Origin of the sequence: Kitasatospora sp. NPDC089509, from assembly GCF_044749365.1 — a bacterium.
GTDB lineage: Bacteria > Actinomycetota > Actinomycetes > Streptomycetales > Streptomycetaceae > Kitasatospora.
Genome location: NZ_JBIVHS010000003.1, coordinates 677,449 through 698,257 on the forward strand (window position 1 = coordinate 677,449; position 20,809 = coordinate 698,257).

18 protein-coding genes are annotated in these 20,809 nt (G+C 70.6%); 13 read left to right on the forward strand and 5 right to left on the reverse strand.

Translation table 11 applies throughout. The features are described from left to right. Positions 1–14 precede the first annotated feature (14 nt). The 6 genes from ACIP4P_RS09435 to ACIP4P_RS09460 all read left to right on the forward strand — a co-directional run bounded on the left by ACIP4P_RS09435 (position 15) and on the right by ACIP4P_RS09460 (position 7,299). Positions 15–1,325 (forward strand): XRE family transcriptional regulator, encoded by a 1,311-nt coding sequence (locus ACIP4P_RS09435; RefSeq protein WP_400916314.1) that lies wholly within the window; start codon positions 15–17, stop codon positions 1,323–1,325. Positions 1,326–1,620: 295 nt separating this feature from the next. Further along, positions 1,621–2,334: a hypothetical protein gene (locus ACIP4P_RS09440; RefSeq protein ID WP_400916316.1), complete on the forward strand. Its 714-nt coding sequence runs from the start codon at positions 1,621–1,623 to the stop codon at positions 2,332–2,334. Between the two features lie 2 nt (positions 2,335–2,336). After that, positions 2,337–3,638 carry a UDP-N-acetylglucosamine 1-carboxyvinyltransferase gene (locus ACIP4P_RS09445; protein ID WP_400916318.1) on the forward strand — a complete coding sequence of 434 codons (1,302 nt, stop codon included), beginning with the start codon at positions 2,337–2,339 and terminating at the stop codon, positions 3,636–3,638. Further along, a complete protein-coding gene (locus ACIP4P_RS09450; protein WP_400916320.1) occupies positions 3,635–4,669 on the forward strand; it encodes a serine hydrolase domain-containing protein in 1,035 nt (344 codons plus the stop codon). Before ACIP4P_RS09445 ends, ACIP4P_RS09450 begins: the two co-directional genes overlap by 4 nt. Positions 4,670–4,682: 13 nt before the next feature. Continuing rightward, the gene (locus ACIP4P_RS09455; RefSeq protein WP_400916322.1) at positions 4,683–5,732 is read left to right on the forward strand and encodes a UDP-N-acetylmuramate dehydrogenase; all 1,050 of its coding nucleotides are present in this window, start codon (positions 4,683–4,685) and stop codon (positions 5,730–5,732) included. Positions 5,733–5,943: 211 nt separating this feature from the next. After that, on the forward strand, positions 5,944–7,299 hold the full coding sequence (locus ACIP4P_RS09460; protein ID WP_400916324.1) for a hypothetical protein: 1,356 nt from the start codon (positions 5,944–5,946) through the stop codon (positions 7,297–7,299). A gap of 59 nt (positions 7,300–7,358) precedes the next feature. On the opposite strand, the gene ACIP4P_RS09465 is transcribed toward ACIP4P_RS09460, so the two are convergent. Continuing rightward, on the reverse strand, positions 7,359–7,748 hold the full coding sequence (locus ACIP4P_RS09465) for a helix-turn-helix domain-containing protein (protein WP_400916326.1): 390 nt from the start codon (positions 7,746–7,748) through the stop codon (positions 7,359–7,361). A 483-nt stretch (positions 7,749–8,231) separates the two neighbouring features. On the opposite strand from ACIP4P_RS09465, the gene ACIP4P_RS09470 reads away from it, so the two are divergent. Next, entirely contained in the window at positions 8,232–9,476 is a 1,245-nt protein-coding gene (locus ACIP4P_RS09470; protein WP_400916328.1) for an MFS transporter, read from the forward strand. Between the two features lie 515 nt (positions 9,477–9,991). After that, entirely contained in the window at positions 9,992–10,522 is a 531-nt protein-coding gene (locus ACIP4P_RS09475; protein WP_400916330.1) for a hypothetical protein, read from the forward strand. 350 nt (positions 10,523–10,872) lie between these two features. Here ACIP4P_RS09475 and ACIP4P_RS09480 read toward each other — a convergent pair whose 3' ends face one another. After that, a complete protein-coding gene (locus ACIP4P_RS09480; RefSeq protein ID WP_400916332.1) occupies positions 10,873–12,078 on the reverse strand; it encodes an IS110 family transposase in 1,206 nt (401 codons plus the stop codon). Between the two features lie 262 nt (positions 12,079–12,340). On the opposite strand from ACIP4P_RS09480, the gene ACIP4P_RS09485 reads away from it, so the two are divergent. From ACIP4P_RS09485 to ACIP4P_RS09495, 3 genes are all read left to right on the forward strand, one after another. Next, positions 12,341–13,600, forward strand: coding sequence for an RNA-guided endonuclease InsQ/TnpB family protein (locus ACIP4P_RS09485; protein ID WP_400916333.1), 1,260 nt, complete (start codon positions 12,341–12,343; stop codon positions 13,598–13,600). A 179-nt stretch (positions 13,601–13,779) separates the two neighbouring features. Beyond that, positions 13,780–14,496 (forward strand): DUF1062 domain-containing protein, encoded by a 717-nt coding sequence (locus ACIP4P_RS09490; RefSeq protein ID WP_400916335.1) that lies wholly within the window; start codon positions 13,780–13,782, stop codon positions 14,494–14,496. Positions 14,497–15,088: 592 nt separating this feature from the next. Next, the gene (locus tag ACIP4P_RS09495) at positions 15,089–16,516 is read left to right on the forward strand and encodes a serine/threonine-protein kinase (protein WP_400916336.1); all 1,428 of its coding nucleotides are present in this window, start codon (positions 15,089–15,091) and stop codon (positions 16,514–16,516) included. Positions 16,517–16,729: 213 nt separating this feature from the next. On the opposite strand, the gene ACIP4P_RS09500 is transcribed toward ACIP4P_RS09495, so the two are convergent. Next, positions 16,730–17,248 carry a MarR family winged helix-turn-helix transcriptional regulator gene (locus tag ACIP4P_RS09500; protein ID WP_400916338.1) on the reverse strand — a complete coding sequence of 173 codons (519 nt, stop codon included), beginning with the start codon at positions 17,246–17,248 and terminating at the stop codon, positions 16,730–16,732. Between the two features lie 156 nt (positions 17,249–17,404). Here ACIP4P_RS09500 and ACIP4P_RS09505 point away from each other — a divergent pair, with 156 nt between their 5' ends. Further along, positions 17,405–18,625 carry an FAD-dependent monooxygenase gene (locus ACIP4P_RS09505; protein ID WP_400916340.1) on the forward strand — a complete coding sequence of 407 codons (1,221 nt, stop codon included), beginning with the start codon at positions 17,405–17,407 and terminating at the stop codon, positions 18,623–18,625. 56 nt (positions 18,626–18,681) lie between these two features. On the opposite strand, the gene ACIP4P_RS09510 is transcribed toward ACIP4P_RS09505, so the two are convergent. Then, the gene (locus ACIP4P_RS09510; RefSeq protein ID WP_400916342.1) at positions 18,682–19,167 is read right to left on the reverse strand and encodes a hypothetical protein; all 486 of its coding nucleotides are present in this window, start codon (positions 19,165–19,167) and stop codon (positions 18,682–18,684) included. On the opposite strand from ACIP4P_RS09510, the gene ACIP4P_RS09515 reads away from it, so the two are divergent. Continuing rightward, positions 19,166–19,366: a hypothetical protein gene (locus ACIP4P_RS09515; protein WP_400916344.1), complete on the forward strand. Its 201-nt coding sequence runs from the start codon at positions 19,166–19,168 to the stop codon at positions 19,364–19,366. The genes ACIP4P_RS09510 and ACIP4P_RS09515 overlap by 2 nt on opposite strands. Positions 19,367–19,585: 219 nt before the next feature. On the opposite strand, the gene ACIP4P_RS09520 is transcribed toward ACIP4P_RS09515, so the two are convergent. Further along, positions 19,586–20,734, reverse strand: coding sequence for a glycosyltransferase (locus ACIP4P_RS09520; RefSeq protein WP_400916345.1), 1,149 nt, complete (start codon positions 20,732–20,734; stop codon positions 19,586–19,588). Positions 20,735–20,809 lie beyond the last annotated feature (75 nt).

Consider the following 20,809-nt stretch of genomic DNA (forward strand, 5'->3'; position numbering starts at 1 on the left):
CACCGGAGGGAACGGTGACCGAGGGCATCACGTTCGGCAGGTTCGTCTCGCTGCGCCGCACGGAGATGGGCTGGACGCAGCTGCGCCTGGCGGTGGAGCTCGACCACGGGGAGGACTGGATGTCGCAGGTCGAGCGCGACGTCCAGCAGGTCCAGGACGTACAGCTGCTACGGCGGATGGCCACGGCCCTGGGCGCCGAGTTCGACATGCTGACGGCGTTGCCGCAGCCCGCGTCGAAGAAGCCGAGATCACCGCGACGGCAGGGTAGCTCGGCTACGCTGACCACGACTTCCGGTGCCGAGGAGGACGATGTGCGACGCCGCCAGGTGATGTCTGCGGCGGCCGCCGCGCTCTTCGTCCCGCTTCTGAACGCGTCGCCGGCCGGGGCCGTGACTGATCCGCTCGCCGGCCTGGAGGACCTGTTGCTGTACGGGCCGGAGCGGATCCCGGCTCCCCGGCGCGAGCCGACCCTGACGACCGTCGCTGCCTCGCTGGTGGCCTCACGTCAGGAGTTCAAAGCGGCTCGGTACGACGTCCTCGCCGAGGCACTGCCCGGTCGGATCGCGGCGGCCGAGGTGGTCGGTACGGCGGAGGAACGCGCCCGGCACACCGCCCAGCTGTACAACATCGCCGCCCGGTTGTGCATCAAGATCGGCGACAACAACCTGGTGGCAGTGACCTCGGACCGTGCACTGACAGCGGCACGACTTGGCGGTGACCCGCTGATCACCGCTGAGGCCCGGCGGATGGTCTCCAGCTCCTGGCGTCGGCAGGGCAGCTTGGCCCGGGCGACCGACATCGTGGTGGTCGCTGCCGAAGACCTTGTTGCCGACACCTCCGTGTCCGAGGCGGCGCGCCTGGCCACGCGCGGGGACCTGTACGCCACCGCCGCGTACACCGCGGCCAAGTCCGGCGACCGGACCTACGCAGACGCCCTCATCAAGGAGGCCTCCGAGAGCGCTGCTGTCGCGAGTCGGGCCTCCGGGCTGGTGGACGGCGTCCAGAGCGTCAGGCTCCACGAGGTGAGCGTGCACTTCGAACTCGGCGACGCCGGACAGGCGATCGAGAAGGCCCGCACGATCGACCCGTCCGCGCTGCCGACCGCCGAGCGGCAGGCCCGCTTCTTCACCGACGTGGCCAGGGCGTTCGACCAGTGGGGCAAGCCGGACCAGACCTACCGCGCACTGCTGGCGGCCGAGGCGGCGGCCCCGCAGGAGGTCCGCCGGGGTGCCGTCCGAGACCTCGCGGTCGGCCTGCTGCGGTACGACCGCCAGCTTCCGGGCGTTCGGGACTTCGCCGCCCGCGCCGGCGCGCAGCTCGTCTGACCCGTAGCCGGACTACGGCCCGTAGCCCGACTACGGATCGCGTCAATCGGCCGACGGTTCACTGGGACAGGACAACCCGTCCCCCGCTGGAGATGCTCCTCGCGAAGCCGACGTTCAGCGTCTCCTTCTCTCCGGCAGCCCCAACGCGCCAACCCCATACCCGGCCCGAAACAAGGGCGGCCACCACCCCGGACCTGCCCCCGCAAGGGCCGGGCTCCTCGGCTCCATCTTCCTTCTTCCACTCGCTCGTCCGAGAGGAGAACCAGCCATGCGCCGAATGCCCGAAATCCCCACCATGAGCGCTGAGTTGGCACGCATCGACTACCGGACCACCCCCGACTACTACATCGACACCGAGCAGGTCACCGACCCGGTCATGTTGTACCTGCTGAGCTGCTGCCCGACCGTGTTCGGTCTCAAGAAGGCCGTCGTCGACCTGCTGGCCGGACGCTGCGACATCACCTTGCCGGCGTCCGCCGGGGTCATCGAGCCCGGCGCCACCGTCCGGGGCCCGGTGATCGCCGCGGCCGGGGCCGTCATCGCCGAGGGAGCGTTCGTCACCGGCCCGGTGCTGGTCTGCCCCGGCGCGGTGATCGAGGCCGGCGCCCGGGTCCGCGACAACACCGTCATCGGCCCTGACTGCCGGATCGGCTTCGGCGCCGAGGTCACTCGCTCCCTGCTGACCGGCGGGGTCTTCATGAAGCACGCCAGCTTCGTCGGCGACTCCTTGCTCGGCCTCGGCGTCAACATCGGCGCGTTCGTGTCCACCACCGGCCTGCGGGTCACCTCGGGGCCGGTCGCCGAACCGGCCACCGAACAGGTCTGTGCCCACCTCGACGGCCACCGAGTCGCCACCGGCCAGACCAAGTTCGGCGCGGTCATCGGCGACGGCGTGATCGTCCCCGCCGGCACCGTGCTCCAGCCCGCCACGCTGATCGGCGCGCACACGATGCTCTACCCGAGGACCCAGGTCGGGGGCTTCTTCCCCGCCGGAAGCCAAGGAAGGTAGCCATGACCGACACCGCGACCACCAGCCGGCTCGTCCTGCGGATCACCGGCGGCCACCCGCTGCACGGCAGCACGACGGTCCAGGGCAGCAAGAACATCGCCCTGCACCTGTACGCCGCCGCGATCCTCGCCGACCAGCCGCTCACCCTCACCGGCGCCCCGGCGATCCTCGACACCGGGGTCTGCGCCGAGATCCTGCACCGCACCGGCACCCGGGCCACCGTGACCGACGGAGAATTCGAGACCCGGCCGGCCGACTCCTACTTCCCGGTGATCCCGGACGACCTCGGGCGGCGCATCCGCACCACCGCCGTCATGGGCGGCGCCCTGCTGGCCCGCTCCGGCAAGGTCACCTTCCCGACGCCGGGAGGTGACGCCTTCTGCGCGCGCCACATCGATCGGCACCTCGCCGCGATGGAGGCCGCGGGCGCCGCCGTCGAAGTCAGCCGAGGCCGCGTCCGCGCCCGCCTGACCAGTTCGAAGCGCCTGCCGTTCATCACCACCGCCACCACCAACTGGGGGCCGAGCCTGGGAGCGACGGTCACCGCCATGCTGCTGGCCGCCCGTACCCCCGGTACCTCGTCGATCCTCGGGCCGAGCATCGAGCCCGAAGTGACCGTGACGGCCGCCCTGTTGGCCCGGTCCGGTGTCGGAATCGAGTGGCAGGGAACGGAGGCCCTGCACGTCACCGGTACCGACCGGATCGCGGGCGGTACCTTCCCGGTCCCCTCGGACCGGCTGGAAGCCGCCACCCTGGCGCTCGCCGCCGCGATCACCGGTGGCACCGTCCGCCTCGACCGGTTCCTGCCCGGCGACTTCCCGGCGGGCTTGGTGGCGGTCTTCGCCGACGCCGGGATCCTGCTTACCGCCGAGCACGGAGGCACGACCGTCACCGTTCCGGTGGGGCCTCGGGCGGTGGAGATGGCCACCGGCCCGCACCCGGGCTACCCGACGGACGTCCAGCCCCAGTTGACGGCGTTCCTGACCCAAGCGGCCGGAACGTCCCGGATCGACGAGCGGATCTACAGCCAGCGCGACAGCCACCTCGCCGCGCTCCGGCGGTTCGGCGCGGTCGTCAACGCGGAGGCATCGGTGATCACCGTCGAGGGTGCCTCCCGGCTCGCCGCCGCTGACGTCGAAGGCGAGGACATCCGGGCCGCGACCGCGCTCGTCCTGGCTGCTCTGGCGGCCGACGGCACCTCTACCATCCGGGGCATGTACCACCTCCGGCGCGGCTACGGCGACCTGCTGCCCAAACTCACCGCGCTCGGAGCCAACCTGACGATCACCCAGGAGACACCGTGAGCAGCACCCAGCAGTGGAACCCCGATACTGTCGCCGAACTGCGCCAGTGCTTCGACCTGCTGGTCGACGACGGATCCCTGCCCGGCGGCGTCATCGCCTTCGGAACGCGCGACGGTCGGCCCGCGTTCGTGGCCTCCGGCGTCGTCGCTCCCGAGTGCGGCGACGCCCGGCCCGGTCCGGACACGCTCTACGACGCCGCGTCGCTGACGAAGGTGCTCGCCACCTGGCCGCTGATCGGCCTCACCGACGCCATCGGCCTGGACACCCCGGTACGGGACCTGCTCGCCGACGTACCGAAGCAGGCGCCCGGGGGAGGGGTGACGGTCGGGCAGATCCTCGCGCACACCTCCGGCCTGCGCGCCGAGACCCGCCTCGACCAGTACCGGAACCGCACCGAGAGCCTCGCGGCGCTGATCTGCAGCGAGCCCCTGATCGCCGAGCCCGGAGCCGCCCACCGGTACATCAACCGCGGCTTCATCCTCCTCGGCCTCGCGCTCACCCACGTCCACGGCCGCCGCCTGGACGAGCTCGCCACCGACCTCTGGCAGTCCCTCGGGATGAGCTGCACCACGTACGGGCCCGTCGGCCGCTCCGCCCAGGTCGCACCGACCGAACAGCGACTTCCCGGTGGCCCGCGCCTGTGGGGCATCCCGCACGACGACAACGCGACGCTGCTCGGCGGCGCCGCCGGGCACGCCGGGGTGTTCACCACCCCGGCCGACCTGGCGACCTTCGGGGTCCGCCTCCTCACTGAGTACGTGGGCAGGCGGGACCTGGGGAACTGGCTCCGCACCAGCATGGAACCGAAGGCCGAGATCGAACCCGGTCTGCACCGCGGGCTGGCCTGGATCCTCGCCGACGGCGGCCGCGTCGCCTACCACCACGGCTTCACCGGCACCAGCCTCTACCTCGCTCCGGGCACCGGCCGCTACCTGGCCATCTGCACCAACGCCGTCTACCACCACCAGGACAACCGCACCCGCCTCGCCCCGCTCCGCACCCTCGCACTCAAGGCCATCACCGCCGCCTGAGAGGACCCCTGCCGTGCCCCAGGACACGCTCGCGTCGCTGACCACCCTCCGGCTCGGCGGCCCCGCCGGGACCGTCCTGAACATCTCCGACCCCGCCGACTGGCAGGACACCGTCCGTGCGATCGGCACCCAGGAGCACGGCCCCGTCATCCTGGGGCACGGCAGCAACGCGATTGGAGCGGACGCCGGCCACCCCGGTGCCGTTCTGGTCATGAACACCCGCGGCATCGCCGTGAAGACGCTGGATGACATGACGGTGGCCGTCACCGTCCAGGCCGGCCACCCGCTCGCCGATCTCGTCCAGTGGGCCGCCGACGGGCGCCTGGCCGGGATCGAATGCCTGGCCGGAATACCGGGCACCGTGGGTGCTACCCCGGTGCAGAACGCCGGGGCGTACGGCCAGCAGATCGCCGATACGCTCGACAGCGTCACGGTCTGGGACTGGGACATGGGCCGCCCGAGGACCTTCCCGGCGCCGGCGTGCCGCCTGCGGTACCGCAGCAGCCGGTTCAAGGAGGCCCCCGGCCGCTGGACCATCCTCACCATCACACTCCGCCTGACTCGCTCTCAGGCCGCCCCGATCTCCTACCGGCCGCTCGCGAAAGAACTCGACGTTCCCGTCGGCGCGCGTCCGTCCGTCCAGGAGGTCACCGAGGCCGTGCTCGCCAATCGCCGCCGTCGCGGCCTCCTCCTCGACCCGGACGGCCCGGATGCCCGCCAGGCCGGATCCGTCTTCCTTAACCCGCTAGTCACCGCTGCCCAGGCCGCGCGCTGGTCTGCAGAAGCCTGCCCGGTCCACCGGGACAGCGACGGCGAACTGCGAGCCAGCGCCGGGTGGCTCCTGGAGTTGGTCGGCTGCCGGCCGGGAGAGGCGATCGCGGACGGTGTGCGGTGCTCTGAACACCGGACCCTCTCGGTGGTCGCGTACGGCGAGGCGACGGCCGTCGGCTTCGGCCAGGCCCTTACCGACCTGGCTGCCCGGGTCAGGACCACGACGGGGATCACCCTCCAGCCCGAGCCGGTACGCGTCGGCCAGTGGGCTGTCGAGACGGTCCGGTACTGAGGCTTCCGTCTGGCGGTGACCGTGCGTAACGCGGAGTCGTGTCGGGGAGTAGTGGGGCCAAGGGGCCGGCGGACCTTGTGTGGGGTCGTCGGGGAAGGGGTGCCCTCGGGGGTGCCTTGTTGCGTGGTGGCGCTTGGGGGACGTGCCTAGGATGGGAGTGGTGACGGATCCGAGTGTCCTCGTCACGTTCCGATGGTTCCGAGGCAGTGCCGTGTCCAACCCGTTGATGATGCTGCGTGCGGGGATGGGCCTTTCGCAGCCCGAGTACGCCCGCCTGGTGGCGGAGCGGCACGTCGAGCTCGGCTTCGGGCAGATGGCTGCCCGCCGGGAGAAGGTGTCGCGGTGGGAGTCCGGGCGGATCGCGCCGGAGCACACCGCTCAGCTGGCCATGGCACACATCCACGGCGTCGCGGACGGCGATGTCGTCCGGCTCGGCTGGCCGCACTGGCTGTACATGGCTGTCGGTGACGGGCTGCTGAGCGGTGAGCGGCACGACTTCGAGAGCGCGGTCGCTGCGCTGCGTGGATCCGTGCAGCTGGCCGGGGCTCCCGGTCCGCCGGGCCTCGTCGTGCGGGGAGCCGCGCTCGCCCGGCAGCTGAGAGCCGTGGGCGCGCGGGTCGCCGCGCCGGAGCACGGCCGTGGCCGGGAGGGCCCGCCGGCGGCACGAGACCTGGTGGAGTGGCTGGACGGTCGTATCTCGGCGCTGGAGCGCCAGCACAACCGCTCGTCCCTGGCGCCGACGGCCCTGTACACCGCGGCCCTGGCCGAACACCGGATCGCGGTGCGGCTGCTCACCACGGCGGGTTACGACGCGCGGACGGGTGGGCGGTTGATCGCGCTCGCGGCCCGGACCGGGCTGCGGTGCGGCTGGTTCAGCCACATGCTCGGTGAGTACGCACGGGCCGAGCGGCAGGCCCTGGCCGCGATGCGGGCCGCCGCCGCGGCGGGGGAGCCTGCTCTGGTGTCCGAGGCCATGATGCTCTTGGCCATCCGGCACCTGGAAGCCGGGGCCCCGGCCGATGCCCGCCTGCTGGTGCGGGCCGCACGCACCATCGATCCGCGTCTGCCGCCCGACTCCCAGGTCGTGCTGCACGCCGAGGACGCGATGGCCCGCGCTCGTGGAGGCGAAGAGAGCGGTGCTGTGCGGGAGTTGGACAAGGCGCTGGAGAAGACGACCGGTCTTGGTGGTGATCCGGAGGTTGAAGCGGGGCTCGATGTCATGGCTCAGCGCTTCGCCCTCTCCCTCGTGCAGGCCCGGGTCGCGCTCGGCTTCGGGTACCTGCACGAGGCCGGCCGGTACATCGACGCGGCCGTACCGTACTTGATCACACCGCAGGCCGGTCCGAGGTGCCCGCACACCGGGGTCTTCCTGCTCCAGGCGCTCGACGCCCGGATCGCCCTCGGCGAGCTGGACCGAGCGGTGACCGTCGTCCACCAGGCCCTCGCGGCCGTCGGGGCGTTGCCGCCCGCGCTCACGGTCCGGTACCGGAAGCGGCTCGTGCCCTTCCAGGGCGAGCCGCTCGTCCGCCATGCGTTGGACGAGCTGACCGAAGCGGGTTCAGCCTGACGCTCGGGGGACCCGGTTCAGAGTGCTGAGGCTCTCGGCCGCCTTGCGGGTGTGGTAGATCAGCGGCCGCAAGTCGGTCGGCATGTCGGCGGCGGGCTTGAGAAGCGCGAGCCCTCCAGGATCCTGTTGGTCGAGGCTGCGCCGGGGGAGTGGGCCATGGCCTGGACACCGGCGCGGGCGGTGCCGGTGCCGAGTCCGTAGCGGCCCCGGCCGACCTGTTCGAAGACGCCGTCGTCGACGCCGGTCTGCAGGATCCGGTGGGTGGTGGCGTCGTCGAGGCCGGCGGTCTTGGCGATGACGCGCAGCGCGTGCACGTCGCCGGGGAGGCGGGTGAAGGCCTGTTGGACGGCGAACGCGCGGGCCGCGAGCGAGGAGGGCGGTTTGCGGGGTGCGTCGTCGCGGCGCTGCCCTGACGCGGCGCCGGTTGTGGGTGTGGTGGTGATCTTCAATGAGGGTTCCGGTGGATGGTGCGGTGCACCGTTCTGCGGTGCGGTGAGGGTTTGCGGAGGCTGCCCGTCGGGCGGCTGGAGGCCGACGAATAGGAGGAGCCGTCCGTTGGAGGCTGAGGTCGAGGACGGCCTTGCCGCTGGTGAGGCGGGCGGCGAGGTCGTGATGGGCCAGGCGGGCCCGGCCGAGCTTGTACGCCCGGCCGTTGAGGGGCTTGAGCCAGCCTTCGGCGACCGCGGTGAACAGGGCGGACATCGAGTCGTTGAGGTGTGTGCGGGAGGGGGTTCGGGAGCCATATGCCGCTGACGGACTTGGACCCGGCCAGCAGGCTGGTGAGCGGCAGGACGCCGTCGGCCCCGGTGACGGCGCCGAAGACGGCGAGGCGCCCGCGGGGGGGGTGAGGGCGGCGAGGCGAGCGTCGCCCGCGGTTGCTGATGGTCCGTCACTAGCCCTCGACCAACTTGAGGGTCCTATGGTCAGCGGCCATGGCATCACTTGGCACGACGGAACCCGTTGTCTCCCGTCCCTCGCGAACGGTTCTTCCCCGGTCGTATCTGTTCTGGCTCGCGGGGACCCGGGCCTCGCTGGTCGGTGACGCGGCCCTCTACTTCGCTCTCGGCTGGGCGGCCAGTGCCCACGGCGGTCAGATGGCCGCGCTGGTGTTGACCGCGATCACGCTGCCGCGGACCGTGCTCCTGTTGCTGGGCGGGGCGGTAGGTGACCGCTTCGGCGCCCGTCGCGTGATGATCGCCGGTGATGTGGTGATGCTCGCGGCTGTACTCGCCCTGGCCGTCGCGGCCCGGACCTGGGGGACGCCGCCATGGATGCTGCTGGGGTTCGCCGCTGTGGTCGGGACCGTCGATGCGTTCTATCTCCCGGCGACGGGATCCATGCCGCGCCGTCTGGTGAGCAAGGAACAACTGCCCCGGGCGATGGCCCTGCGGCAGGCCGGTGGCCAGGTGGCCTCCCTGCTCGGGGCCCCGCTGGGGGCGGCGCTGGTGGCGATGGCAGGCCTGAGCGGGACGGCCCTGGTCGACGCGGGCAGCTTCGCCGCCGTCCTGGCCGTCATGGTGTGGGTGCGCCCGGCGGCCGAGGCGGAGCGGCCCCCGCGCGCGGAGAGCCTGCTCGCCGGGATCGCCGGCGGGGTGAAGCTCGCGGCGACGGATCCTGTCCTTCGCCCCGCACTGCTGCTGACGGCAGCGGCTGCGGCGGGGCTGCTGCCGGCGGTTGCCCTGCTCAGCCCGTTGCTGGCCCGTTCCGGCGGCTGGGGCCCGGGAGCGGCGGGTTCGGTCGCCGCAGGGCAGGGTGCCGGAATTCTCCTGGCCGCGCTGCTGGCTGCCCGTCTGGGTCCTATGCGCCGGATCGGCATGGGCACGAGCCTGGGCCTGGTGCTAGCCGCGGTGGGACTCGTCGGACTCGCGGCGGCTCCAGCCCCTGCCGCGGCCATCGCCGCGGCAGGGGTCGTCGGCGCGGGATCGGGCATGTTCGCGTGCCACATAGGCCCGCTGGTCCTGGCCGGCGCGCCGGACACGCACCTGTCGCGGGTCCAGTCGCTGCTGACGCTCGTGCAGAGCTTGGCGCTGGTGGTGGCGAACAACGTACTGGGCTGGCTCGCGAACGCGGCCGGTGCCAGGAGGGCGATCGTGCTGTGCGCTGTCCTCGGCTGTGCGGCCGGAGCCACCGGTTTGGCCTCGACGTCACTGCGTCGCCTGCGTCAGGCCGGGGCATAGATCGGGCGTCGAGGACGACCCGGCCGGCGATTCCCTCCCCAGTGCCTGGGAGGGGAACGCGGGGACTCGCCGTTGGTGGCACCGAGGTTGTCGGCGGGAGTGCGGTGATCAGCGGAACGTGGTCGGGTGCGGGGTCCGGGCTGCGTGATCTGGGCTTCGAGGTCGGACCCGGCCGGTGGCCGGGCCGTGCCGGGTCGGCGACGCGGCGGTCCTGGAAGCGCAGGTTGGAGCGGGCGGTCTTGAGGCGTTCGTCGAGGGTGCGGTTGTCGGTGGTGAGTTGGCGGACGCGTTGCTTGAGGGTGGTGTTCTCGGCGGTGATCCGCTGGATGGCTTCCCGGGTCCATTCGGCTTCCAAGTCGCGGATCTGGCCGATGATTTCGCTGATGCGAGGGCGCTGGGTGAGGGTCTCGGTGTAGCCGGCATTGAGGGCCTCCTCGGCATTGAGGGCTCGGTCTCGTGGCCACCGGCGGGTTCGGCCGGGCTATGTGAGTACGGGTACTCAGGACAGCGCGCCGATGCTCTGGAACGCTGGCCCGATGATTGCCGGGGGAGCGACAGACGTACAGCTGGAAGGCGCCCGCTACGCGGCCTCCCGGGCGGCGCGTGCCGCGGTGGTGGGGGCGGGGTTCGGCGGCCTGTTGGCCTGGACGCTGCTGGGCACCACGCGGTGCGAGGCGGCCCAGCGGGCACATGGTGTCGACAGCTTTGCCTGCCTGGGCGGGGCCCTGGTGGGCACCTACGTGCTGCCCGTACTCGCGATCCCGGTGGGCTGGTTGCTCCTGCGCCTGTTGGGGGTGCGTCCGGCGTGGGGTGTGGCTCTGCTCGGTGTGCCGTTCTTCCGCGCGGCCTCCTTCCTGGCGTGGTCGCTGACCGGGAATCGGGGCACCCTCCCGCTCGCCGGGGCCGCGGCCGTGATCGTGGGTATGGCCGGCGGCTACGCGGCGAGCGCCCTGCTGGTGGCTCCGCTCCTGCGCGTCCGCTATCACGTCGCGGCGGGGGCGGTGGTCCTGGGCACCGCCGCCCTGGCCTTCTCCACATTTGGATAGGAGCTGTCCGGCCGGTCGTCCATAGGGCGTGACCGGAGTTTCGACAGTCGCGTCCTGACCCTCCTGCGTCAGGCAAGCGCCCGAATCGGGATCCTGGCAGGGCGACCGGGGGTCCGACCGGGACGGACGGGCGGCGGGCTGGAGTTCCATGGGGTGAGCGGCGCGCGACCTCCGGCGGAGGCACGGGAATTCGGTTGCCGCGGGCCGCCGTCTCGATCATGATCACCCGCATGGACTTTTGATCGGGTAACTCTTCGCCGCAAACCTCGGCCTTCGGGCCGGGGTAAGGCGATCCTTTGCGCGGAGCCGCGAAGCGGCGCAGGTCGCTGCGGTGATGCTCCTATGGGCTGTCAAGCGGCGGTGAGCCATTCGCGGTAGGCGTTGGCGAGGTCGTCGTCTCGGCGGATTCCGCGTTCGAGGGTGGAGATGGTGGCGGGCCAGACCTCGAAGTGCCCGGCCACGGCGGTGAGGGTGATGTTCTTGGCCTGTCGCAGAGGCCGTAGGTCGGCGATGCCCGGGACGGCGACGGTCGTGGTCAGGCAGCGGAAGACGTCCCGGGCGATGGCCCGTTTCAGGAGCCGGATGATCTCCTTCTTCGTCCGCCCGGCCTCGGTCTGGCGGACGATGTAGTCGCGGGTGCGTCGGTCGCTGGACATCCGGCAGAGGGCTATCCGGTAGAGGGCGGCGTTGGCCGCGCGGTCGCCGCCTCGTGAGAGGCGGTGCCGGTTGGTCCTGCCGCTGGAGGCGGGGACCGGTGCGGCTCCGCAGAGCGCGGCGAAGGCGGCCTCGGTGCGCATGCGTTCGGGGTTGCCTCCGGCGGTGACCAGCAGCTGGGCGGCGGTGTCGGGGCCGACGCCGTAGGCGGCCCGCAGGCCGGGGTTGTGGGCGGTGGCCTCGGTGTCGAGGGTTTTCGTGAGGGCCTCGTGCTCGGTGGTGAGTTCCTTGACGCGCCGGGCGAGGCTCTTGAGTGCGGTCAGGACCGCGGTGTGGACGGCGTCCCCGGCCGGCCGCACCCGGGCCAGGGCGTCGGTTCGCTCTTTTGCTGTGAGCTGCCCGTACTTGGCGCGGATCGTCTCGGGTGCGGTGATCAGGATCTGCGCGATCTGGTTGAGGGCGGCGGTGCGGGCCTTGACGGCGGAGCGGGCGGCGTTGTGTAGGGCGCGTATGCCGGCGACGGTGTCGTCCTTGGGGGCGCTGGAGGCGCGTCCGGATAGGGCGGCGGCGTAGGCGTCGATGGGGTCGGACTTGCCGATGCGGCGGTGCTCCGCCCGGTCGGGGCGGTTGACCTCGACGACCCGGTGCCCGTGTGCGCGGGCTTCCCGGGTGAAGCCGGTCCCGTAGGAGGTGGTGCCCTCCACGCCGATGGCGAGCACGTGGCCGTGGGCGTTCAGGAAGGCCAGGGCTGCGGCGTATCCGGCCGCGGTGGTGGGGAACTCGGCGTCCGCGAGGTGGCCGCCGTTGTCGCTGACGGCCGCGACGTGGATGGTGTCGGCGTGGGAGTCGACCCCGGCGAACACGTCCCGGCCCGCTGTGTCTTCGGTGGCCGCTGATGTCATGCTGATGATGCCTTCCCTAGCCGGAGGTTGGCGCCGGCCGGGTGGCGCAGACAGGACATTGAGGGGGCTTCTGGACCAAGCTCCTATCAGGTCATGTTCCGCCCGGCCGGAGCCATGAGAACAGGTCCCGGCAGCCGGACAGAACAACCCGAAGACAGCCCAGCAGGGCGTCAGTCAGTGGCAGAGCCACGACCACCGGAACCTGAGTATCAGCATCAATGTCAGTGGCGTGTACTAGGTTGATCACAGCAACCGAAGGGGGGTGTTCCACGTGCTGTCCGGCCGCAGGTACCGGCTTGAACTGACGGACGTTCAGGCCGAGTTGTGCGAGACGTTCGGCGACATCTGCCGTTCGGTGTGGAACACCGCTTTGGAGCAGCGTCGGGCGTATCGGCGGCGCGGGGCGTGGATGAACTACGTGCCGCAGGCCGCCGAGTTGGCCGACGCGAAGCGGGAGTTCCCGTGGCTGGCCGATGCACCGTCGCATGTGTTGCAGCAGACGTTGCGGGACCTGGACCGGGCGTGTCGCGAGCACGGGACGTTCCGGGTGCGGTGGCGGTCGAAGGCCCGCTGGTCGCCGTCGTTCCGGTTCCCGGCGGGGAACCTGATCACGGTCGAGCGGATCGGCCGCACGTGGGGCCGGGCAAAGTTGCCGAAGCTCGGATGGGTCCGGTTCCGCTGGTCGCGGCCCCTCGGTGGCGAGGTCCGGTCGGCGACGCTCACCCGGCAGGGCCGGCACTGGTTCGTCTCCTTCCTGGTGGAGGACGGACGGCAGACGCCGCAACGGCACGCGCTGCCGAACACGGCCGTGGGTGTGGACCGGGGCGTCAAGGTCGCCGCGACGACCAGCGACGGCGTGTTCCACGACCGGCCCTACGTGACGGCCGGTGAGACGGCGCGGCTGCGCCGCCTGCAACAGCGGCTCGCCCGGTGCGAGCGCGGAAGCAACCGACGCCGCTCGGTGCTGGCGAAGATCAACGCCGTCACCGGCCGCGTCCGCGACCGGCGCGCGGACTTCTGCGCGCAGACCGCCGACACGCTGGCCACCCGCAACGCGGTGGTGGCGCTGGAAGACCTCCGCACCAGGAACATGACCGCCTCCGCGTCGGGGACGGTCGAGCAGCCGGGCCGCAACGTCCGCGCCAAGACCGGCCTGAACCGGGCCATTCTGGACAAGGGATGGCACATGCTCGAACTCGCGCTCCGCAACGCGGCGCGCACCACCGGGACCAGTGTGGTCCTGGTGAATCCCGCGTACACGTCGCAGACCTGCCACGCCTGCAAGCACGTGGACCCGAAGAACCGCGAGAGCCAAGCGGACTTCGAGTGCACCGCCTGCGGGCACCGGGACCATGCCGATGTGAACGCCGCGAAGAACATCCTCAACGCCGCAGGGCATGCGGCGTCAGGGCGTGGAGACCTCGGCGATGGCCGGTCCGTGAAGCGCCAACCACCGGCGACGCGCACACGCACGGGGCGAAGCCCCCGCGCGGCACGCACGACCGGAATCCCCGTGCATTAGCGCGGGGAGGAAGTCAAGACTGCCACGTAGTACGTACCTGTCGCGCGATCGACCTCGGAGCCTGAAGACCCGGCCCCGGGGTGATGGGTCGCGCCTCTCGTGAGCATCCGTCGGAGAGCGGGAGCTGCCGAGTGAGTTCGGCATGCCCTCCTGCTGAGTCCTGAAAGCATCCACCACACATGAATACCGACCGCACGGCCCTGTGGGCCGTGCGTCAGTCCGCCCTGCCCGCCGTCGTCCGGTCCTGCCCGGACTGCCCCGGTATGCGGCACCGCGCCTCGGGGAAGATCCGCGCCAACGCGAACGGCAAGCTGCTCGACGTCTGGCTGCTGCTGAGCTGCGCGACGTGCGACCGGACCTCGAAGGTGCCCGTCCACGAGCGCGTCCACGTCTCGACGCTGGAGCCGGCCCGGCTGGTGGCGTACGAGATCAACGACCCGGAAGCGGTACGGGAGTTGGTGATGAGCGCGTCGCTCGCGGCGAGGAACAGGTACCGGCTCGACTGGACCGGGACGTGGGAGCTGGAGACCCGCACGCCGCTGTACGCGCTCGACGACCCGAACCCGCTCTCGGTGCGGGTGTGCTTCGAGCTGCCCGCGCCGGTCCGGGTGGAACGGCTGCTCCAGCTCGGCCTCGGCCTGAGCCGGGCCGAGGTGCGCAGTCTGGTCGCGGACGGGCGGATCCGTCTGCCGTTCGCGCCGGACGTCAAGGCGCACCAGGACTTCGAACTCGCCATCCACGGAGCAGGTTTCGTCGATGCGGCCAAGCACGCGAAGTCCCTCGACGCACCCGACGTACCCGACACACCCGACGCCGAACACCCCGGCCTGGCTCGGATCGGGTTGCCGCCCGCACCCGTCCGGGAGCTCGCACGCCGGGCCACCGCGCACGCCTAATGCTGTGACCGCGAAGGTTCACTCACCGGGTTGACGTCACAGGGCCCTGGGCCGGTTGAATGTCGCGGGACGTTCAACTACTCCGCTGTGACCCCCGCCAACTGGCACTGGGTCAACTCGGTGACCCGGCGGACTGGCTCGGAAATCCTCACGAGGAGGTCCTGTAGTTCGGCAGACTCGTCCCGCCAGCAACCCTGATGCTGGCGGGACGTTCCCGTTTCCGCAGGCATCAGCTGGGAATTTTATCCGGGGTCACAGTCTCACTGCTCACTGCTCTACTACTGGACTTGCCGCACCGATGGCTCGCATGACCTGGTTGAAATCCTCAGAGTCGCCTCAGGACGACCTCACAGGGTCCTGGCCGGCGGCGTGCACCTGGAGCACCACGGACTCGTCGGCCTTCAGGTTCTCCGGCTGGGCCCGGTCCAGCTCGAAGAGCACGACGATCCCTGCCATCGTCCGATAGTGCAGGACTGCACGGGCAGCCGCATTTTGATCTTTACTTGGTTCCGCCGTTGTCTGGTCCGGTCATGTACACACTGCGTACGCTCGTACTTGACTGCTAGCCATCACTAGGGCCGCGGGGGAGACGATGGCTCAAGAGGCAAGCCCTGGCCAGCTCATCGGGGGGAAGTACCGGCTGGTCTCCAGCCTGGGGTCAGGTGGTTTCGGACGGGTCTGGAAGGCCCACGACGAGCACCTTGACGTAGACATAGCGATCAAGGAGATCTGGCTCCCACCTGCGCAGTTCGAGGAGGACTACAACGAGCGCCTGAAGCGGGCCGCACGTGAGGCCCGAAACGCCGCCAAGCTCCGCGATCACCCCAACATCGTGACCGTTCACGAAGTCGTCGTGGACGCTGGCCGCCCGTGGATCGTGATGCAACTGGTCAACGGCTGCTCGTTGAACGAATACGTCAGGAAGCGTGGCCCGTTGCCCCGCGACCTGGCGCTCAAGGTTGCCAGGGCACTCCTGGAAGCCCTCGACGCCGCTCACCAGGCCGGTATCCTCCACCGCGACGTCAAGCCGGCCAACGTCATGATGGCTTCCGACGGAAGGATCCTGCTCACCGACTTCGGGATCGCCCGTCACGAGGACGACACGGTGTTGACTGCGTCGGGGACAGTCATCGGATCCCCGGAGTACATGGCGCCCGAGCGAATCCGGGGACGAGCCGACATGCCGGTCAGTGACCTCTTCTCCCTCGGAGCCACGCTCTTCCAAGCCATTGAAGGAGTCTCCCCGTTCAGGAGGGAGACGTCGATGGCATCCATGTCCGCGGTGTTGATGGATGAGCCTCCACCGCTCGTGAAGGCCCGCGACCCGCTTAAAACGGTCGTCCGTCTGCTGCTTGAGAAGAAGCCCGAACACCGGCTCGGCATTTCGACAGCTTCGGTCTTCCTTACTGAACCGCCTCGCCCGCAGAACCTCGGTGGACCGCAGACCGAGCACAAGGTCTTGCCGCCAACGAAGGATCACCAAGCTCTCTTGAGAGCGGCCATAGAACTTGAGCGGCAACGACAGGTTGAGAGCTTGCTGCTCAATAGACCATCACCTGTCACGCCGATGCCCGCTGTCAGCCCGCGGAGAACACTGGAACAGGAGCAGAGCAAATCCGAAGGCCAAGCTGGTGCAAGCAATGCAACCAGGAGATCGGGCGGTCTTCCAGCAAAGGAGGTCTGGAAGATAGTGGCCGTAGCGATACCAATGATAGTTCTGTTTGGAGGGTTCTCGTGGGGCCTTTCAAAAGTGACGAATAATTCAGCCTGCGGTTGGATGAAGAGCGCACTTACCAAGTATGAGCCGAATGGCTATACTACATATCAAAATCGACAGCAGGTCATCAATCAGACGAGAGATGCCCTAGATCTCCCGGGACTTGACCATGACATAAACGCCAGCCTTGAGGTTTATCTGGACAGCCTGTTGAGGAATTGGTCTGCCCAAGACGCCAGGGATAGTCAGGCGAGTCGAGCAAGGGCGGAGGTTTTGCGCGCATGCGGAGATGATGGGGACTAGCGCCCCAAGAAGACCTCCTGCAGGGGGTATATGCCCCCCATAAAAAAGATGCATGTGTCGCGAGGCCTAACGCCGTCGACCAGCGAATTTGTCTGGCCGAGTAGTTCCTCACATCGCCCCTCCGGCTCGTTCGCCCTCGCTGTGGCCGGGGTGCTCCACCGGACCGGTGGCGTCGCCGACGGCAACGGCGCGCAACCGTCGGTCGGCGGGCCGTCAGGGGGCGGGTGGTGGTGTGTCGTCCAGGTGTGTGAGGCGGGCGATGACGTCGTCGGCCAGCTGCGCGAGGAGGCGGCCCAGTTCGGCGCGGTCGTGGTCGGGCCAGTGCGCTATGGCGTCGGTGAACCAGCCGATCATGGAGGCCTTGTAGGCGTTCGCCGCCCGCCGGCCTTCCGCGGTCGGTTCGATGAGGCTGGCACGGCGGTCCAGCGGGTCGCCGACGCGGCGGACGAGGCCGCGCCGCTCCAGCGCCTGGACCTGCCGGGTGACGTGCGGGCCGACGACCTGCATCCGCTCGGCGATCTCCCCGATCCGCAGCGGCCGGTCGGCCGCGTCCACGCTCAGGAGCACGCCGAGTGCGGGGCGGTCCAGGGCGAGTCCGGCCGCCTCGGCGGCCCGCTCGGCCAGGCGGCCGCGGGTCATGGCGTTGCTCAGCTGTGCCAGCCGGGGCAGGGCCGCCCAGACGGCCGCGGCCTGTTCGTCCGTACCGGGGTTCTGCGGCGGGTCCACGGTCATCGGACCACCTCCTCCACTTGCATACCTACTTTAGGTATCTATATTCTGGAGCCGCACCCGCTCTCCAGTGGGGTGCGGCACGCCGTCCATAAAGATACCTAAGGTACGCATCTTCGGGGGCGCCAGAAGGACGCCCGAAAGGGAGGAGAGCACCTCATGAACCACTCCGTGAACCAGTCCATGAACCGCTCCGCGAACCGCAGCATCCTCATCTCCGGTGCGAGCATCGCCGGCCCGGCCCTCGCCTACTGGCTCGACCACTACGGCTTCGACGTCACCGTCGTCGAGCGGGCCCCGCAGATCCGCGGCGGCGGGTACGCCATCGACATCCGCGGCACCGCCCGCGAGGTCGTCGACCGCATGGGCCTGCTCCCGCAACTGCGCAGGGCCCACGTCAACACGCGCACGCTCTCCTTCCTCGACGCCGACGGCGCGCTCATCGGCTCCGTCACCCCCGAAGCCCTCGCCGGCGGCTCCGCCGGCCTGGACCTCGAAGTACGCCGCGGCGACCTCGCCGACGCCCTCCACGCCCCGATCCGCGACCGGGTCGAGTTTCTCTTCGAGGACTCCATCGCCGCCCTGGACGACCGGGGCGGACACGTCGACGTCACCTTCGACAGCGGCGCCCACCGCACCTTCGACCTGGTCATCGGCGCGGATGGCCTGCACTCCAATACCCGCAGGCTCGCCTTCGGCCCCGAGGACGCCTACCACCGCTACCTCGGCCACGTCTTCGCCGGCTTCACCGTCGCCGACGACCTCGGCCTCTCCCACGAAGCTGTCATCTGGAACACCCCCGGCCGCGCTGCCGTCCTCTACGCCCACGAACCCGGCGAGCGCGTCCACGGCTTCCTCGTCCTCAAGCGCGAGGACGCCCCCTACGACGCCTTCCGCAACCCGCAGGCGCAACGCGACCTCGTCGCCGCCGCCTTCCCCGAGCGGACCTGGCACATCCCGCGCCTGGTGGACGCGATGTGCGGCGCCGACGACCTGTTCTTCGACGTCGTCAGCCAGATCCACATGCCCACCTGGTCCCGTGGACGCGTCGCCCTCGCCGGCGACGCCGCCCACGCGACCTCGTTCCTGTCCGGCCAGGGCTCCAGCGTCGCCCTCGTCGGTGCCTACATCCTGGCCGGCGAACTCGCCCGCCACACCGACCACACGGCCGCCTTCACCGCCTACGAACGCACCGCCCGCCCCTTCGCCGAACGCAACCAGGCCCTGGCCACCACCGGCGGCACGGGCCTCATCCCCAGCACCCAGGCCAAACTCGACGCCCGCAACACGGCCCTGCGCGCCCCCACCTACCCGACGAACACCGAGGCCAGTGCCGCCCACAACGGCCTCACCCTGCCGAACTACGACCGCACCCCCTGAACCACGGCACCCGCCGTGCCGAGCACACCCACCGCGTGACCGAAGTCGCGAGGTGGTCAGAGTGGATTCCCCGGGTACCTGGCGTTCCAGGAGCCGATGATCGCTGCTCGCTGGTCGTCGAGATTCATGATGTCCTCGGGGGGTGCCGGGGCGAAGATGTCGACCGTCTCAGGGGCCGCCTCACTCGAAGGTTCCGAGGAGCGAACGTACGCCTGTCGTCCGTTGGTGAACTGTCGTAGCTGGCCGGAAGGGTGGACATTGGGCCGAGCCCCCTGGCAGCACAGCAGGCGGCCGTCACGTTCCAGCTGTCGCCGGACCTGAGTGAGGCAGTCGAGATAGTCGGCCCCGCTGAACTCCGTACGTGAGCCGGCATCGAGAAGTGCGATGAGAGCTGTGGAAGGATCACCGAGGTAGATGCTGACGTGACGAACCAGGCCTGCCGTGTCGACGGTCTGCAGGCCTATCTCCTCGGTCCACTTCGGCTGAGGAGAGCTGCTGGTGTCGGTCATGTCCTGCCCGGGCCGGCTATTCATGTCAACCATGATCCCTACCGTTCGCAGGTCGGGGAAGCACTCACCCCGCCAACGTGCCTGCTCGCTGACCGACGAGGACTGCGCGGCTGGCCGGTCGACCACCGTGATCGCCGAGCGGCCGGTCGAGCACGTGCGCGCCGTCCGCCACGCCCGGGCCCGCTTCGACGCCCGCGCCGAGCAGCCGCGCGTCCCGCAGCCGCTCGCGTGAGGGCCGCAGTGCCCGTACCAGTTGTCGCCGGGGCGGCAGCAGTCTGCCGAGCGAGGCCGCGGCCATCACGAGCGTGCTCGCCGCGACCACGGTGGCCAGCGCCTGGAAACCCGAACCGGGGCGCGTCAGACCCTTCAGTGAGAGCACCGACGCCCCGCCCGCACCCAGCGCCCCGGCCGGCGGTAGTCCTCCGTACACGCGATCCGTTCCCTTCCGGCGTCAGGTGGCGCGCCACTGCTGCTCGCCGCGGCGCAGGGTGTCCCACAGCGCGCGCAGGTAGACGGCGTGCTGGAACGCGTCGTAGGCCAGCTCGATGCCGAGGGTGGCGGCCAGCAGTTGGGACCGCCAGCCGGCGCGGCGCGCGGTGACGACCTTCTCCAGTACGAAGAGCAGGCCGACGGCCAGCCAGAACCGGGAGAACCGGGGCCTGCCGCGGGCCAGCATCCAGCCGGTGAAGACCAGGTAGAGCGCCAGGAAGAGCACCGACAGGCCCATGAACGCCTGCCGGCGCAGGTAGGGCGCGGTCACCGGTGTCCAGCCGTAGTCGCGCAGGTTCTCCAGGGCGCCGCGCTGCCAGCGCAACCGCTGGTGCCACAGCGCGGGCAGATCGGTCATCACCTCGGTCACCACGCCGCAGCCGGGCGGGGAGAGCGTGCGGTAGCCCAGGGTGCGCACCGCCTTGGTGATCTCGTCGTCCTCGGTGAGCGAGGCGAGCGAGTAGTAGGAGCTGCCGCCGCCGATCAGTCCGTCCAGCCGGGCCTGGCGGACTTCCCGCAGGGTGGCCGCCCGGAACAGCGTGGCGGTGCCGGTCAGCACGTCGGCGCGGTGGTTTCGGCGGGCGATCTCGCGGGCGTAGCGGTGGAACTCGATCCGCTGCAGCGCGCCGAGCAGGCCGCCGCCCGGCTCGCCGTAGAAGATGCCGCCGACGGCGCCGATCGGGCCGTCCACCGGGCCTTCCAGCGGGCCGTCCATCGTGCCGTCCATCGTGCCGTCCATCGCGGCGACGGCGCTGGCCAGGAAGCCCGGCCACAGGGTGGTGTCGGCGTCCTGGACCAGGACCAGGTCCTCCGCGTCCAGCCCGGCCAGCAGCGGATCGAGCGCCTGGTTGAGGGCGCCGGCCTTGCGGTGCCGGTTGTCCCGGGACTCCAGCACGGTGGCGCCGGCCGCCCGGGCGGCCTCGGCGGTCCCGTCGGTGCAGTTGTCGGCCACCACCACGATCCGCTCCGGCGGCCGCAGTTGGCCCCGCAGCGCGGCGATCGCGGCGGCGATCCGGTCGGCCTCGTCATGGGCGGGGATCAGCGCCACCACCCGGGCGGCCGGGTTGCCGGTGCGTTGTCGCGGGCGGGGGACGGCACGGGGCCGGCGCATGCGGGGGGCTCCTCGGGGCTGAGCGCGGTGAGCGGGTGCCGGGCGGCACCCGCTCGTGGGTCCGGACCCGGGTAA